14 protein-coding genes are annotated in these 14807 nt (G+C 39.1%); 10 read left to right on the top strand and 4 right to left on the bottom strand.

What is annotated here, in order from left to right; all coding sequences use genetic code 11:
• Positions 1–393: 393 nt before the first annotated feature.
• From QUF49_RS04475 to QUF49_RS04495, 5 genes are all read left to right on the top strand, one after another.
• Positions 394–828, top strand: coding sequence for a hypothetical protein (locus QUF49_RS04475; RefSeq protein WP_289494536.1), 435 nt, complete (start codon positions 394–396; stop codon positions 826–828).
• A 46-nt stretch (positions 829–874) separates the two neighbouring features.
• Positions 875–1621, top strand: a complete 747-nt coding sequence (locus QUF49_RS04480; protein WP_289494537.1) for a hypothetical protein — start codon at positions 875–877, stop codon at positions 1619–1621.
• Between the two features lie 123 nt (positions 1622–1744).
• Positions 1745–2806, top strand: a complete 1062-nt coding sequence (locus QUF49_RS04485) for a M42 family metallopeptidase (RefSeq protein WP_289494538.1) — start codon at positions 1745–1747, stop codon at positions 2804–2806.
• A 166-nt stretch (positions 2807–2972) separates the two neighbouring features.
• A complete protein-coding gene (locus tag QUF49_RS04490; protein WP_289494539.1) occupies positions 2973–3809 on the top strand; it encodes an undecaprenyl-diphosphate phosphatase in 837 nt (278 codons plus the stop codon).
• Positions 3810–4028: 219 nt separating this feature from the next.
• Positions 4029–5459 carry an LVIVD repeat-containing protein gene (locus QUF49_RS04495; protein ID WP_289494540.1) on the top strand — a complete coding sequence of 477 codons (1431 nt, stop codon included), beginning with the start codon at positions 4029–4031 and terminating at the stop codon, positions 5457–5459.
• Between the two features lie 52 nt (positions 5460–5511).
• On the opposite strand, the gene QUF49_RS04500 is transcribed toward QUF49_RS04495, so the two are convergent.
• Positions 5512–5718, bottom strand: coding sequence for a CsbD family protein (locus QUF49_RS04500; RefSeq protein WP_289494541.1), 207 nt, complete (start codon positions 5716–5718; stop codon positions 5512–5514).
• 17 nt (positions 5719–5735) lie between these two features.
• On the bottom strand, positions 5736–6266 hold the full coding sequence (locus QUF49_RS04505) for a general stress protein (protein ID WP_289494542.1): 531 nt from the start codon (positions 6264–6266) through the stop codon (positions 5736–5738).
• Between the two features lie 221 nt (positions 6267–6487).
• Here QUF49_RS04505 and QUF49_RS04510 point away from each other — a divergent pair, with 221 nt between their 5' ends.
• The 4 genes from QUF49_RS04510 to QUF49_RS04525 all read left to right on the top strand — a co-directional run bounded on the left by QUF49_RS04510 (position 6488) and on the right by QUF49_RS04525 (position 10620).
• Entirely contained in the window at positions 6488–7723 is a 1236-nt protein-coding gene (locus QUF49_RS04510; protein ID WP_289494543.1) for an EAL and HDOD domain-containing protein, read from the top strand.
• Between the two features lie 119 nt (positions 7724–7842).
• The gene (locus QUF49_RS04515; protein ID WP_289494544.1) at positions 7843–8841 is read left to right on the top strand and encodes an LLM class flavin-dependent oxidoreductase; all 999 of its coding nucleotides are present in this window, start codon (positions 7843–7845) and stop codon (positions 8839–8841) included.
• A 101-nt stretch (positions 8842–8942) separates the two neighbouring features.
• Positions 8943–9962 (top strand): LLM class flavin-dependent oxidoreductase, encoded by a 1020-nt coding sequence (locus tag QUF49_RS04520; protein ID WP_289494545.1) that lies wholly within the window; start codon positions 8943–8945, stop codon positions 9960–9962.
• 145 nt (positions 9963–10107) lie between these two features.
• Positions 10108–10620, top strand: coding sequence for a DinB family protein (locus QUF49_RS04525; protein WP_289494546.1), 513 nt, complete (start codon positions 10108–10110; stop codon positions 10618–10620).
• A 43-nt stretch (positions 10621–10663) separates the two neighbouring features.
• Here the strand turns inward: QUF49_RS04525 and QUF49_RS04530 are convergent, their stop codons facing one another.
• Complete coding sequence (locus QUF49_RS04530; RefSeq protein ID WP_289494547.1) at positions 10664–11017, bottom strand: hypothetical protein; 354 nt, start codon at positions 11015–11017, stop codon at positions 10664–10666.
• 80 nt (positions 11018–11097) lie between these two features.
• Positions 11098–13485 carry an immune inhibitor A domain-containing protein gene (locus QUF49_RS04535; RefSeq protein WP_289494548.1) on the bottom strand — a complete coding sequence of 796 codons (2388 nt, stop codon included), beginning with the start codon at positions 13483–13485 and terminating at the stop codon, positions 11098–11100.
• A 392-nt stretch (positions 13486–13877) separates the two neighbouring features.
• On the opposite strand from QUF49_RS04535, the gene QUF49_RS04540 reads away from it, so the two are divergent.
• Positions 13878–14801 (top strand): GAF domain-containing protein, encoded by a 924-nt coding sequence (locus tag QUF49_RS04540; protein WP_289494549.1) that lies wholly within the window; start codon positions 13878–13880, stop codon positions 14799–14801.
• Positions 14802–14807 lie beyond the last annotated feature (6 nt).

Below are 14807 nucleotides of genomic sequence, written 5' to 3' on the forward strand. Positions count from 1 at the left end.
CTTTATCGGTGAAACCTAACCAACGTTGAGTTGTTTCTTCGTTGCAAGGCAATGCCGAGCGGTATGTGGAGCAATCCAACAGCCGTGTATCGACTTATAGGCTGCCAAAACTTTTTGGTAGTACTAGGATACGAAATTCCTGCTTAATACAAGCAAATGTATGTTTCGTATAATACGCCGAAGGACCTGACATCATTCAGGTTCAAGATATAGTCAGTGCCATGACGAAAGCATGGAACAACATGTCCCACCGTCTCCACCAATACATAGGTGGATAACAGACCAACATTCTTTTTTGTTGGTCTTTTTTATATGTCCAATTTTAAAATAAGGCTATTTTTCTAAAAGTGTTGTCGCTTTTAAATCTTTTTGCTCTTTCGCCTCTTTGACGAGTTGAATGGAGTGGAAGGTGGGAGACTCCTCGAAAATTTAACTTCAAATTTTCTTAGTGCGATGTGTCGCTGCTGTAGCCTTCCTTGTCCTGCGGGACAGGCGGGCAGCACGAAAAGTGGAAGTGGCTCGTTCAGCCCCGACAAGCAAAAGGTGAATGGATTTGAAGGCGCACTTTGCCTTCTTAACCATTCAGCTTTTGACCTCGAGGGGCTAGCCACTGCAACTAGGCAGGTGAGACACTTAAGAGTGAAACGTCCGAATGTGGCTCACCACCTGCCCCGCGGAAAGCGAGCACCTGGAACGGAAATCAACTCCTTACAAGAGCAACTTAGTATGCGAAAAACTGCCGTATTCCTTAAAAAACAAACCCTATTACTGAAAAAATCAAAATATAGACGAGTTACCTATGCCTTTTTAACGTGTTCTTACATATAATGCATGGACAAGAATAGTCAATATTTAATTTTCAGGAGGAAATTTTTTGAGCTGTAAAAACAACAAGCTCTCAGCACGAGAGGTTGCCAATTTATTGTGTAAGCATGTAATAGCCAATGAAGGATTTAGCGACATTGAAATAGAGGGTAAGCTAGTCTGTGTTGGAAGAGATTTTATCGCAATCAAAACAGATGATAAAGAGGTGTTCTACTTACCGCTAAACAATGTCAGGAACATTACAGTCGTATCTGACAGAAGCTGCTGCAATAAAGACCGTAAGAAAGTATGTAATGATACTTTCCGAAGAATTTTAAATAAATTGGTTAATTGCAGGGTAGCCGTTAACGATGGTGGCGATGAAGAAATTGAAGGCGTCCTTACATCTGTTAACAGACAATCAATTCAAATCGTTGAGATCGATGATGGAAATATTGCATTAGTACCGATTGGTTCCATTAACTTTATTAAGCAAGCTGGCGAACTTGGTGACGACGAGAGCAGCAACTGCAGAATTTTATGCTGTAAGAAAGAAAATCCTTGCGGAAAAAAGAAAGAAGAATGTAAGAAAGAATCTTCTTCTAGCTGCTGTAAAAAAGAGTCATCTTCTAGCTGCTGTAAGAAAGAATCCTCTTCTAGCTCAATGGCTCTTTGGTGTAAAAAAGAGTCATCATCTTCATCCTCATCATCTTCATCTTCTTCAAGCGATTATTATTGGAAGAAAAAGAAAAAGAAGAAAAAGCACAAGGAAAGATGTTGTGAAGATTTAGAATCAAGAGGCTGGTTTAAACTGTAATAGATTAATGCCCTGTTTTTAAAACAGGGCATTTTTTTGCACGTTTTAGTAAAGAAATTCTCATCATTGCTGTAATAATTCATAGGAATATTCCCATCCTATACGTATAGGACGGTGATGTAGGTGGATTTGTTAAAAGAATTAACGGAAACAAACGGTGCACCTGGGTTTGAAAGAGCAATCCGGGACATCATGAAACGTGAAATAGAGCAGACAGGAGCAAGTCTAGTTACAGACAACTTAGGCAGTGTATTTGGTGAGAAAAAAGGTTCAGTCAATGATGGCCCAAAAATTCTTCTCGCAGGTCACATGGACGAGGTTGGATTTATGGTGAGCGAAATAACTAAGGATGGCTATCTTCGCTTTGTTCCCCTTGGAGGCTGGTGGTCACAAGTTCTCCTTGCACAGCGCGTACATGTGCAAACGAAGAATAAGACATTTACAGGTGTTGTAGGTTCAAAAGCTCCTCACATTTTAACAGCGGATGAACGAAACAGAGTGTATCCGATGAAAGAAATGTTTATTGATATAGGTGCAAACGATAAGGGTCAAGTAAAAGAATGGGGAATTAAAGTAGGCGATCCCATTCTTCCGATATGTCCTTTTGAGATAATGCCAAATGGCGATACGATTCTTGCTAAAGCCCTCGATAACAGAGCAGGATGTTATACGGCATTACAAGTTCTGCAGCAGCTTCAAAACGTAGACCACCCAAACACCGTTTATTGCGGTGCAACGGTTCAAGAAGAAGTGGGGCTTCGAGGTGCAATAACAGCACCTGCTATCATGGAACCTGACGTGGCGATTGCACTAGATGTAGGAGTTGCAGAAGATGGACCTGGTGGAAACCAGAACAAAGCAAAGCTAGGAGAAGGACCTCTTTTAACGTTCCTTGATTCGTCTATGATTCCGCACACTGGTTTCCGCGACATGATCATTGAGGTTGCTGAAAAAAATAATATCCCTTACCAAGTGGATGTAATGCTTGGAGGAGGAACGGATGCAGGGAAATTCCACCTTCATAAAAAAGGAATACCGAGTATTGTTGTCGGTGTAGCGGCACGTTATATCCATAGCCACACATCTATGATCAGCAAGAGCGACCTCGAAAACAGCGCGAAACTACTTGTAGAGCTCGTTAAGGTACTCAACAAAGGAAAGCTTCAATCGCTGCTTGATTATTGATTTTTAAAAGAAACCCCGTTGGATTTTTGCTTCCAACGGGGTTTCTCACTTTTACGCAATATGTTAAAGTGTTATAAAATAATCACATCATTCTTTGCTAATGAGGTAAAAAAGTCTATTATAGAGAGATGAGATTAAAAGTAGTAAAAGGAGATCAGTAATTTTTATGGACATCCTATTGTTGTTAAAAGCCCTTATTTTAGGGATGGTTGAAGGTTTGACGGAGTTCGCTCCTGTATCATCAACGGGACATATGATTCTTGTCGATGACATGTGGCTAAAATCACAGGACTTTTTAGGAAAATACCCTGCTAATACATTTAAAGTTGTAATTCAGCTTGGCTCAATCTTAGCAGTCGTCGTCTTCTTCAGACAGCGGTTTATCGACATGCTCGGTTTAAGAAGAAATAAAGCGACGAATGAAGTTACTGGTGGCCGCTTAAAGTTAACTCAAGTCATCGTAGGTTTACTGCCTGCTGGTATTTTAGGCGTACTTTTCGAAGACTATATTGATGAGCACCTTTTCAATACGAATACTGTGCTTATCGGATTAGCAATTGGTGCTGTCCTAATGATTTTTGCAGATAAATTTGCTGCTAAAAATCAAAACCCTGTTATTGATAGTGTTGATCAAATCACTTATAAACAAGCTTTTTCAATCGGCCTTATCCAATGTTTGTCACTTTGGCCAGGATTTTCGCGTTCGGGTGCTACAATATCTGGTGGTGTTCTACTAGGTCTTAGCCACCGTGCAGCAGCGGATTTTACATTTATTATGGCTGTTCCCATCATGGCTGGAGCAAGTGGCATTTCGCTTCTAAAGAACTTAGAATACTTTAAGATGGACGCTATGCCGTTCTTTGTTGTTGGATTCATCAGTGCGTTTATTTTTGCGATGCTTTCGATCCGTTTCTTCTTGAAAGTCATTGAAAGAGTTAAATTAACACCATTTGCGATTTATCGTTTGGTACTAGTGGCTGTTATCCTTTTTGTTATTATGTAAAAATGTTAAACCTGAACCATGGGCTAAGAATAGTCCCTAGGTTCAGGTTTTTTATTTAGGATGATTTACTTTTTCAAGGTAGATAGTCCTTATGTATATTGATAAAAATACGTAAATGTACACAAGAAAATATTGTAATATTTAGTCAATTTCCCACTTCTATTAAAAAGTCAACTCCTATATTCTAGTAACTAATACTATGGAGGTGGATATAGGGATATGAACAAATTCACATCAAAAATTTTATCAAGTACACTTGCGCTTTCTTTGGCAGGAGGCGGAATTGCTCTTGCTTGTGAAAACGGGCAAAAAAGTTATATTGAAGCGGGAGAATCTACTTTTGGCGGTATTCCAAAAGTGGAAGGATCCAAAAACTTTGAGCATTTAAAAGAAGTGGCTGCTGTTCCCCTAAAAGACATTAAAGGAAAACCTGCTACTACGGCAGATGTATATGCATACAAGGGGTATGCTTATCTGGGTACACACCGTGGTCAGATGACAAATGAAGGCGTTCGAATTTTTGATATGAAGGATCCTGCTAATCCTAAAGAAGTTGCCGTTCTTGCGAATGATATTCCTGGAACATGGCAGGAAAAAGTTATTGTTCAATCTGTAAGTACTCCGTCATTTAAAGGAGACTTAGCTGCTGTGAGTGTTCAGCGAGTAGATAAAGAACGATATGGCTATGAGGGGGAAACCTCTGAAAATGGTGGAGTGGTGTTATACGATGTTACGAATCCTAAAGAGCCGAAGAAGCTTGGTTTTTGGAAAACGCCATCTAATTTGCCTACTGGGACGCATGAACATTGGCTGACAGAACAAAATAACAAAGTCTTATTATTAGCTACTAATTATCAAGCTCACCGCTATAAGGACAAAGGGGTCGATGTTCATGATTTTTCAATCGTGGATGTAACAGACCCTAGTAAACCGAAGGAACTCTCAAACTGGGATCCAACAGAAGTAGGCGATGACTTTAATGGTGATTATCAATATGAAGACCAAACAGGGGCACAGCGAACTGCATTTTTACATAGTGTCATTACAGATGAAACGGGTAAATATGCATATCTCTCTTATTGGGATTTAGGTACAATCATTTTAAATATTGAAGACCCTGCAAATCCAAAGTTTGTAGGAAGAACAAAATTCGAACGTGATGTTCAAGGAGCAGCACATTCGGCAGCTTTAGCACACGGTGGAAACATCTTGATTGAAACACGAGAAGTGTTTAATCCAGATCCTCATGATCCAGGATTTGAAAGAGGTTGGGGATATGTTCGTGTATATGACATTAAGGATAAGAGCAACCCTGTCTTGCTAAGTACCTTTAGAACGTTAAACTCAATGGTGCAGATTAAAGCAGGTGAGCGCAAACCTGGAACATATACCGTTCATGATCCGAAAGTAAGGGGGAACACGCTTTACTTATCTCATTATTCAGATGGCATACGTATGGTTGATCTTACAAATCCATCAAATCCGGTAGAAGTAGGTTCATATGTATCAGACAAAGCAAACGTATGGGGAGTTTTCGTGGATCGAAACTATATATTAGCTTCTGATATGGGCCAAGGGTTAAAAGTCCTGCAGAAAAAAGCTGATCAAAATGTAAGTAAGTTGAACTTGCAATCAGATTTGTTTAACTAAGAATTATAAACATAGTAAAACCCGCTAAGTATTATCCTTAGCGGGTCCTTTTTTAATATTGTCCAACTCGGCTGTACCAGTCGTCATATTCACGTTCAGCATCTTCTCTAGATCTGCCGTGCCGCTCCTGAATCTTGCCGATCATTTTTTCACGGTCACCTTGTGCTTGATCGTAATCATCATCCGTTAGGTTGCCCCATTGTTTTTTTGCTTCACCTTTGAATTGTTTCCATTTACCTTCCATTGTATCGTTTTTCATGTTGAATCATCCTCCTTTTAATATTTGTTGGAATATGAATCTTCATAACGATGTGCATTTGTTGAACGGTAGTTACGGAATGTATCGTTTACTTGCCTATGTCTGCTTACTTCATTTGTATCAACCAGAACTAGAATGTCCCCAGCTTCAACAGATTGTTCATATTCTTTTGCTTCATTTTCAGGAATTCCTAGTCCTACTAGAGCTCCAACAATACCACCAGCGCCAGCGCCAACTGCTGCTCCGCCAAGTGCGGCTGCTATTGGTCCTGCTGCTACGATCGGGCCGATCCCAGGGATGGCGAGTGCTCCTGCACCTAGCAGTAAACCGCCAATGCCACCAAGAATACCACCTGTAGCCATACCAGTCGCAGCACCTTGAGGGGCTTTGGAACCTGTTTCTTCATGAATATGTTTCATTTCTTTTCTGTCTTTTGCAATCACTGAGATATCATTTTCGTCATAGCCTTGATGTCTCAACTCTTTGATTGCATCAATTGCATCATCTTCTGTACGGAAAACGCCTACCACCTTACTATGTGTATCCATGGACTGCCTCCTTTTGTAGAAGATTGTTACTTTGATTGTGTTCCCACAGTGTTAGAAATCGAAACATAACCATGCAGTTTGAGAAAAAAATATGGCATATGTACTACTTTAAAAATATTTGGAACATTTTAACAACAAAACACATATTGTACATGTTTACAATTTATGGTTTGATGTCTATATATAGGAAAAAAAGAATAGATAGTGAAATGGTGATTGAAATGGATATATTTATTGGCAGGCAACCTATCTTAGATAAAGAAGAGAATGTTGTCGCATATGAACTTTTATATAGAAATAGTGCAACAAATAGGTACGAAGGATTAGATCATGACAGTGCTACGATTGATGTTATGGTGAACAGTTTTACAGGGATTGGGATAAAAGAGGTAGGGGAACGGAAAAAGTGTTTTATCAACTTTACGGAAAACCTCTTGCTAAACCGAATTCCGACTTACATATCACCGGAATATATTGTGGTTGAGATTTTAGAGGATGTCCGTTTAAGTGAAGAGATACTAACAGTCTGTAAAGAGTTAAAGAATAAAGGATATATCATTGCACTTGATGATGTTTCGGTAAACAAAAATCTGGATTCTCTGCTGCCGTTCATAGATATTATTAAGGTTGATTATTTAGTGATGGACTACAAAGAAATGAAGAGTATGATAGAAACTTATAAAGACCAAATAACATTTTTAGCAGAGAAGATTGAAACACGAGAGCAGTTTGAAGAGGCGCGAGGATTAGGTTTCGAATATTTTCAAGGATACTTTTTTAGCAAGCCTATCATCTTACAAGGAAAAGACATAGCACCTATTCCTACAAACTATATTTTGCTTTTAGAAAAGCTGAGCAGCTCTGAGCCTGATATTAATGAAATCAGCAGTCTCATTCAGCGCGATCTATCTCTTTCGTACAAGTTGTTAAAAGTTATGAATTCCGGAACCTATTTTTTTAAGAGCAAGATAACGTCGATTAAACAAGCGGTAGTATTGGTAGGACTATACGAGATTAAGAAATTGATTATGATTCTCATGATGTCCAGCTTGAACAAGGCGGATAACCAACTGGAAATCGTTAAACTTAGCTTAACGAGAGCTGTCTTTTTTGAACGGATTGCACACATTGTAGGTGTCTCAAAAAATCATCTCTATATGTTTGGCATGTTTTCTTTCATAGATACACTTCTTAGCAAGGAAATGAAAGATATTATCGATGATCTCCCTATTACAAATGAGCTTGCTGAGGCCCTCATTGGAAATAATGATAAGTACAATCTTGCTTTAACAATCGTACAGCATTTGGAACGTGGCGCTTGGATTGAAATTCAATCTTTATGCGGTACACTAAGTATGAAAGAAGATGAACTATTAACTCAATATCAAGCAAGTATCGTAGCTTCAAATCAATTTTTACAAGTTGAACCTGAGAAAAATATTATAGAATCCATATAAGTTATAAGGACCTCTAATTCAGTAGAGGTCCTTTGGTGTTTTTAAGAGAAGTTTTGTTCAAAGTAAAATCAGCAGTTTTGGAGTAAAATATGACTTAGTAAAAAACGAGGAGAAGACTTATGAAATTAAGCATTTTAGATCAATCACCGATCTCTTTCGGAAAAAATGCGCGTGAAGCTCTACAAGCTTCAATGAAACTTGCGAAAACAGGAGAACTGCTTGGGTATAAGCGATATTGGATTGCTGAACATCACGACTTTTCAGGCTTATCCTGTTCTGCTCCTGAAGTGATGCTAGGGTATATTGGTGCGCATACAGAAAAGATACGATTGGGTGCTGGTGCTGTATTGCTGCCGCATTATAAACCATACCGTGTTGCAGAAACGTACAACATGATTGCCACACTTTTCCCAGATCGAATTGACCTTGGAATCGGCCGCGCTCCTGGTGGTTCTGCAGAAGCGACGATGGCTCTATCTGAGAACTTTTTGGAGAATGTCCGCCAAATGCCGAAATCGATTAAACAATTGCTCCAGTTTTTACATCATGACTTTCCGCCGGATGATCTATTTTCAAAGATACAAGCCTCTCCAGTTCCTAAAATTGCACCTGTTCCATGGATTCTAGGGACGAGTCAAAAAAGCGCTGATTTGGCTGCAGAGTACGGGACTGCTTATGCGTTTGGTCATTTTATGAGTGATAAGCCAGGTCCGGATATTGTAGCATCATATAAAAAACAATTTAATTACAGTAAAACCCAAGAGATGCCAGAAACCATTATTGCCGTTTCTGCCATCTGTGCAGAATCAACTGAAAAGGCGGAACAGTTAGCTTTGCCGGGGATACTTTGGAAAAAACAAAGTGCAGAGGGTAAAGGGGATAGAGGTATTCCTTCCATAGAAGAAGCACAGAATCATTTTTCAAAAGACCAACAAACTCAACTTTTACATGAGGCGAAAAGAAAAATGGTTATTGGGAGCCCAACTGAGGTAATAGAAGAATTAAACAAGCTTCAAAAAATTTATGAAGCAGATGAAATGATAATCGTTACCATCACACATCGTTATGAAGACCGAACAAGATCCTATGAGCTACTTGCAAATGAAATAAGAAAGTAAGCAGAATTTTTTATTTCATCAGGCAAGATTGTTATACTATTACCGATTATTAAAATATAGTAGCTAATTTTTTTGTTGCTTTATATAAGGAGGACGTTATGATGTCCAATACAAAACGATTACGTGATATAAAGTGGTCTGTTCTTGACCTGGCACCAGTTATAGAAGGCGGAACGGTATCCGATTCATTCAATAATACACTAGACCTTGCACAGCATGCTGAAAAATGGGGTTACAACCGTTACTGGCTTGCAGAACATCACAATATGCCTGGAATCGCGAGTTCAGCGACTTCGGTTGTTATCGGTCATGTGGCTGGAGGTACTTCAAAAATTCGTGTAGGTTCTGGTGGGATCATGCTTCCTAACCATGCCCCACTCGTGATTGCTGAACAATTCGGTACATTGGATGCTCTATACCCAGGAAGAATAGATTTAGGATTAGGGCGTGCACCTGGAACTGATCAAATTACGGCGCAAGCACTACGCCGTGATCTAGGCAGCATGGGGGATGATTTTCCTTATCAATTAGAGGAATTACGCACATATTTGGATCCTGAACGCTCTGAAACTCCTATGAAAATAAGAGCGGTTCCAGGGGAAGGGCAAGATATACCGATCTGGCTTCTAGGTTCAAGCGGATTTAGTGCACGTTTAGCAGGACGTGAAGGTCTTCCATTTGCCTTTGCCAGTCATTTTTCACCTGATAATACGCTTCCTGCTCTAGAGTTGTATCGAAATACATTTACGCCATCGGAAGTTCTTGATGAGCCGTACGCAATGGTAGGTGCTAATGTTGTCGTTGCAGAAACAGATGAAGAAGCAGCTAAAATCGCTACGTCATTGCAGCAGCAATTCGTAAACTTAGTTCGAGGAAAACCATCAAAACTTAAGCCGCCAGTTGAAAGTATGGATGGCATCTGGAGTCCATATGAAAAAGCTGCGCTTGATCAGCAATTACGTACTACATTTGTAGGAAGTCCAGATACAGTTAAACAAAAACTGCAAGCATTCTTAGATGAAACTCAGGCTGATGAGATTATTGTCAATGGCCAAATCTATGATCACAAAGCAAGATTGCGTTCATTTGAGCTATTGGCTGAGATCGTAAAAGAGAAGTAATACGTTAGCGCACTCCGTAAAATGACGGGGTGTTCTTTTTAATGATGAAACATTTGTTCGTTTAATTAGAAATATTAAAAGGATTTAATTTATAGAGCTAGAAGTGTAAGTAGGTGTGTACAACCTAAATCTTTTGGAGGTAGAAATGAATAAATCTCTACAGCTATATCAATTTAATCTATGGGCGAATAGTAAAGTTTTTGAGCAGTTAAATAGTCTTCCGACAGAAATGTATCGAAAAGAAGTAGATAGCGTCTTTCCTTCTGTGGCAGACGTTCTCATTCACATGTATCAAGTGGATTATGTGTGGCTTAAGGCATTGAAAGGGGAGAAGTTTGAAGATATTCTTGCTTCTGTCAAACCTATATACCAGGAATTAAAGGAAGCCGACTTAAATGATTTGCAGAATAAATTTGAGAAGATGGGATCAGACTACGAGACATTCATGCTTCAAAAAGTAGATTTATCTCAAGAGACAACTGTTCATCACCCTCACTTTGGTACACTTCACTCAAGCTATAACGATCTAATTCAGCATATCGTAAATCATGGCACATATCACCGCGGCCATATTTCTGCTATTTTAAATCAACTGGGGCATAAAGGAGCTTCCACAGATTATATTTTTTATCTCTATTCATTGCAGCATCAGAATTAGACTTTAACACAAAAAGAAAGGACGTTCGGATGAATGTCCTTTTCTAGTTCTGTCCTTTTTGGATTTTTTCTTTTAAGTCATTAATATATTTCTTCTTTTCCTTCTCATCCTGTAAATTTCCAGGATTCTTGTCCTGTAGATATTTTTGCAGGGCATTATTGATCTCCTCAGATGTAGCATCCTCAGGAATCTCGCCTTTTTTCTTTAGCATTTCAATAATTTTTTCATCGTTTGCAATCATCGTCCTCACCTCATTATTAACTTCTGAATCCGACGAAGAGGCTCCTTCTTTATCTTTTTGTTGAATAGGATTCTTTTGTTCTGTTTGAGAGCTGCAGCTTACCAAAATTAACAATGAGCTTATTAATAGAAAAACCCGCATGAACGTTTTCATCATTCACCCTCCTTACAGATACAGTTTACCCTTTTAAAAGAAAACCCAACTGCAGATGTACAGTTGGGCTTAACAAATATGAATTACTTACGTGAAATTTTAATCTTACCTACAGAATTATCTTTGCTGGAATTCAACACTTCAAATTGAAGTCCGTAATGTGGTACATTGCGTCCAGCGTCTGGAAGTCCAGGATTGCTGTAATCTTTTTTGTCATAAAATTTAGGAGTTGCACTAGTATTGTAATCTTTTAATGTAAGACCAAGCAATTCACGATAATCTAGGAACATCTTCTCGCTTTTTTGCTTTGAGAAAGCAGCATCATGGATTTGGTAGCGAGTAGAAGCTACGGAGGCATCGCTCCATCTTAATGTTTCTTGATTAGCATCCACAACACCTAAGAAACCATCTCCAGGGTGAACGCCTGTCCAGTTATCTGAATAGCTGTCATCTACATACCATACAAGAAGTCCGCCATCATATTTCATAAGACTGTCGCCACGGCGAATGTGAGCTAAACCTGTATCTACGCCTGCATGATTACGCCATTCTAATAGATAGTAGTGATTAGAATAGAATTTACCTTGATTTTTCGTAAAGCCGTCCAGTGTAAACGAAGAATCACCTTCTGCGTCATCAAATACGGTTTGAGTACCATCTACTGTTACAGTGACATCATCTACAAAAAATCCAGGGTTTATAGCTGCGACGTCTGTCCAATAGTTTAACTTCAGTTCGATCTCTTTTCCTTTGTAAGCCGAAAGATCAAATACTCCATCAACCCATCCGTCAGATTTACCAGTGATCCCATCACCAGGGTTTTGCTCATGTGGGTCTTCTTGTGTTGTTATGTTACCTGGAACTGTAGTCCATTCATCAGAACCTTTTTCTTTCACTTGTACGGAAGCATAATCCCAATCTGTTTCAATGTCATACCAAGTTTTGAAAGAGAGTTCTGCAGAATTAGCTTGAGTTAAATCAAGTGAAGTAACCAATGAGTTATCGAGGTCGTTTCCGCTGCCGCTGTGATACTGGTACTCACCGCTGAAAGGAGTATTTACGACAGTCTCTTTTTCAGGAAGATCTACACGAACTGCATCATTATTTGTGCCTTTTGTGTTCGCTTGATCTAGCAGCACTTCAATACCTTTTTTATCGATCTTATCAAGATTTAGTGTCTCTCCAGACAACCAGTTGGAGCCTTCCATGCTAGATTGCAAGAATTCTTTTGACCAAGCACTAAAACCTGTTGGCTCCGTTCCTGGAACATCTCCAGCCCAGCTTCCGCTAGACATGATTGACCAGTAAGCTACAGCCTCACCTGCACCGGTGTACTGTGTGTCATATTCATCAGGAAGACCTAAATCATGACCATATTCATGTGCAAATACGCCAGCTGCTCCATCAGCAGGTTCGATCGTATAGTCGTAGGCATACATTGTGCCTTCTCCCCAATAATCTACTTCTGGTTCTGGTGATCCTGTGATAGGGAAGATGCCCCCAAGATTCCAGCGATGGCTCCAGATAGCGTCTCCACCCAATGAACCGCCGCCAGCTTCTTCACCGACACTAGAGTGAACAACCATCAAGTGGTCAACTAACCCATCCGGTTCACGAAGATTGCCGTCACCGTCTAAGTCATAACGGTCTTCTTGGTCAAACTCACTTAAATCAATCTCAGGATCCAGTGCCGCTGCTTCTAATGCTTCTTTCACAAGGTCACGCGGTTTAGCATCGCTGCCATCAGGATCAGGGACGTTTCCGCCATAGTAAGCTGCAGGATGTTTAGCTTCATACCAGCCGCCAACTTTCCCCTTGATCGAGTAGCTTCCTCCAGATTGCTGCTCATAGTATTGTTTTACAGATACTAAGTTTTCTCCATTAGGACCTTCGTATCCGTTCTCACCAAAGATCATATCTTCATAATGTTGCTTTAAGTATTCATCATAATGCATGTCCGTTTCTTCAGGAGCAATATCTTCTGCCTTAGCGTCAGGGTACTCTACAAGAAGTACAAGTACGTTATCAAGACGTTCGCCGCCTGTCCACTTTTCTTCTACGACAGGTTTAACGTCTTTGTTTTTACCTTTCTTGCCGTGCTTTAGACCATCTTTATTGTGATTATCTTTTCCCTTTTTGTCCTTCTTACCCTGCTCGTCTTCTAACTCGCCTTTAGGAAGTGACTCAGCATGCTCTTGCTTATTCTGCAAAAACTTCTGCAGCTGTTTTTGTGCATCTGCTTCACTTGCATTCTTACTAATTTGTCCGTTCTTTTTAAGCATTTCTATCAATCTTTCATCGTTTGCAATGGCTAAATCGAAAGGACCACCAACGTGTTTGTGGCCTTTTTCTTCTACTGCAGATCCTTTCACATCTGACAGCACATTAACTGGTGCTGCACTTACACTGGAAAAAACGCTGCAGCTCAACATTGCTGCGAGGGCAGCAGAAACCCATTTTCCTTTTTTCATCAAAATCCCCCCTAGAAGTATTGGAATTACCGTTATCCGACAAAAATTGTCGGATAATTCCGCGTATTCAAAATCTTACCACGTAATGTCGAATACTAGAATAGGTGATTTCTCCCCTGTTTTTATTTTAAAATAGGGATTTATTACTATTTAAAGAACTATTTTCAATTATGGATTATATGAAAAAAATGAAGAAAAGTGTTCTATTTTGCGAGTTTTCTAATAGTTCTTTAGACACAAAAAATAACTCTGGAGTTAGAGTTGTATTAAGAAGAAGCAAATACAAATAGTTTTTTAGGAGACTTGAATACTGTTTGAAGAGACGGAAAATTTATCTGAAGTAGTTTTAGTTTATAAATTTTAGGGTAAATAAATGGGTGGACCATCAAAAGATGCTACGAATTATGAAAGGTTGGAAATATATTTTGTCTATTCATCTAACTTCTGTTCTTAAAAATAAATCAGTCAGAAACTTTGAAGAAGCAACAGAAAACATTCTTCATTTTATGAGTAAGCTTATCAACATCAATACATTATTTGTTGCAAAAAACGACAAGCAAATCAATGAAATAAAAAAAGCGGTAAACAAAAATGCTGTTTTGCTCGAAGCGGGCTCAACTCTGCCTTTTCATGAAACATTCTGCAAGGTTAGTGTTGATAAAGGCAATGAAATTCTGCTCATTGAAGATATTATGGAGAATGAACAAACGAAGCACTTGAATGTTACAGCGGACTTAGGTGGAGGAAGTTTTATCGCTATTCCGATTTATTATGAAGATGGTGAAAACTACGGAACTATCTGTGGTTTAGATACCGAGTCATTTGAATTTACGGAGCAGCATATCGAACTTTTTCAGACGATGTCATCACTCTTAACGTATGTACTAGAGTTGGATAAGGCAAACAAAGAGATTAAAGATTTATCAGTACCGATTGTTCCACTAACGAAAGGCGTTGCAATCCTCCCAATCATTGGACATATCAATGAATATAGAGCTGATATCATTATTCAAAGCACTTTGGAGAGCAGTACAAACTTAGAACTTGAGTATATGATTATTGATCTTTCTGGAGTGAGCAGAATCAATAACAAGGTTAGTGAATATCTCTTAAACATCGTTAAGCTGTTAAAATTAATCGGTGTAACTCCGATTCTTACAGGATTTAGGCCTGATTTAGCGATGAAAACACTCGAGATCGATGTGGATTTTAACGGTATTATGATTACGAATAACTTAGAAAGTGCACTTTTTGAAATTGGGTTTATCCTCAATAAAACGGAGAACAAACATTTAAGATCACAGCCTGTCGTGTGATCTTTT

Source organism: Fictibacillus sp. b24 (genome assembly GCF_030348825.1).
Taxonomy (GTDB): Bacteria; Bacillota; Bacilli; order Bacillales; family Fictibacillaceae; genus Fictibacillus.

Excerpts from the sequence above, each read along its gene's own strand:
- QUF49_RS04490 (WP_289494539.1), top strand. The coding sequence starts at position 2,973 with ATGGACATCCTATTGTTGTTAAAAGCCCTTATTTTAGGGATGGTTGAA.
- QUF49_RS04495 (WP_289494540.1), top strand. The coding sequence starts at position 4,029 with ATGAACAAATTCACATCAAAAATTTTATCAAGTACACTTGCGCTTTCT.
- QUF49_RS04500 (WP_289494541.1), bottom strand. The coding sequence starts at position 5,718 with ATGAAAAACGATACAATGGAAGGTAAATGGAAACAATTCAAAGGTGAA.
- QUF49_RS04505 (WP_289494542.1), bottom strand. The coding sequence starts at position 6,266 with ATGGATACACATAGTAAGGTGGTAGGCGTTTTCCGTACAGAAGATGAT.
- QUF49_RS04510 (WP_289494543.1), top strand. The coding sequence starts at position 6,488 with ATGGATATATTTATTGGCAGGCAACCTATCTTAGATAAAGAAGAGAAT.
- QUF49_RS04515 (WP_289494544.1), top strand. The coding sequence starts at position 7,843 with ATGAAATTAAGCATTTTAGATCAATCACCGATCTCTTTCGGAAAAAAT.
- QUF49_RS04520 (WP_289494545.1), top strand. The coding sequence starts at position 8,943 with ATGTCCAATACAAAACGATTACGTGATATAAAGTGGTCTGTTCTTGAC.
- QUF49_RS04525 (WP_289494546.1), top strand. The coding sequence starts at position 10,108 with ATGAATAAATCTCTACAGCTATATCAATTTAATCTATGGGCGAATAGT.
- QUF49_RS04530 (WP_289494547.1), bottom strand. The coding sequence starts at position 11,017 with ATGATGAAAACGTTCATGCGGGTTTTTCTATTAATAAGCTCATTGTTA.
- QUF49_RS04535 (WP_289494548.1), bottom strand. The coding sequence starts at position 13,485 with ATGAAAAAAGGAAAATGGGTTTCTGCTGCCCTCGCAGCAATGTTGAGC.
- QUF49_RS04540 (WP_289494549.1), top strand. The coding sequence starts at position 13,878 with ATGCTACGAATTATGAAAGGTTGGAAATATATTTTGTCTATTCATCTA.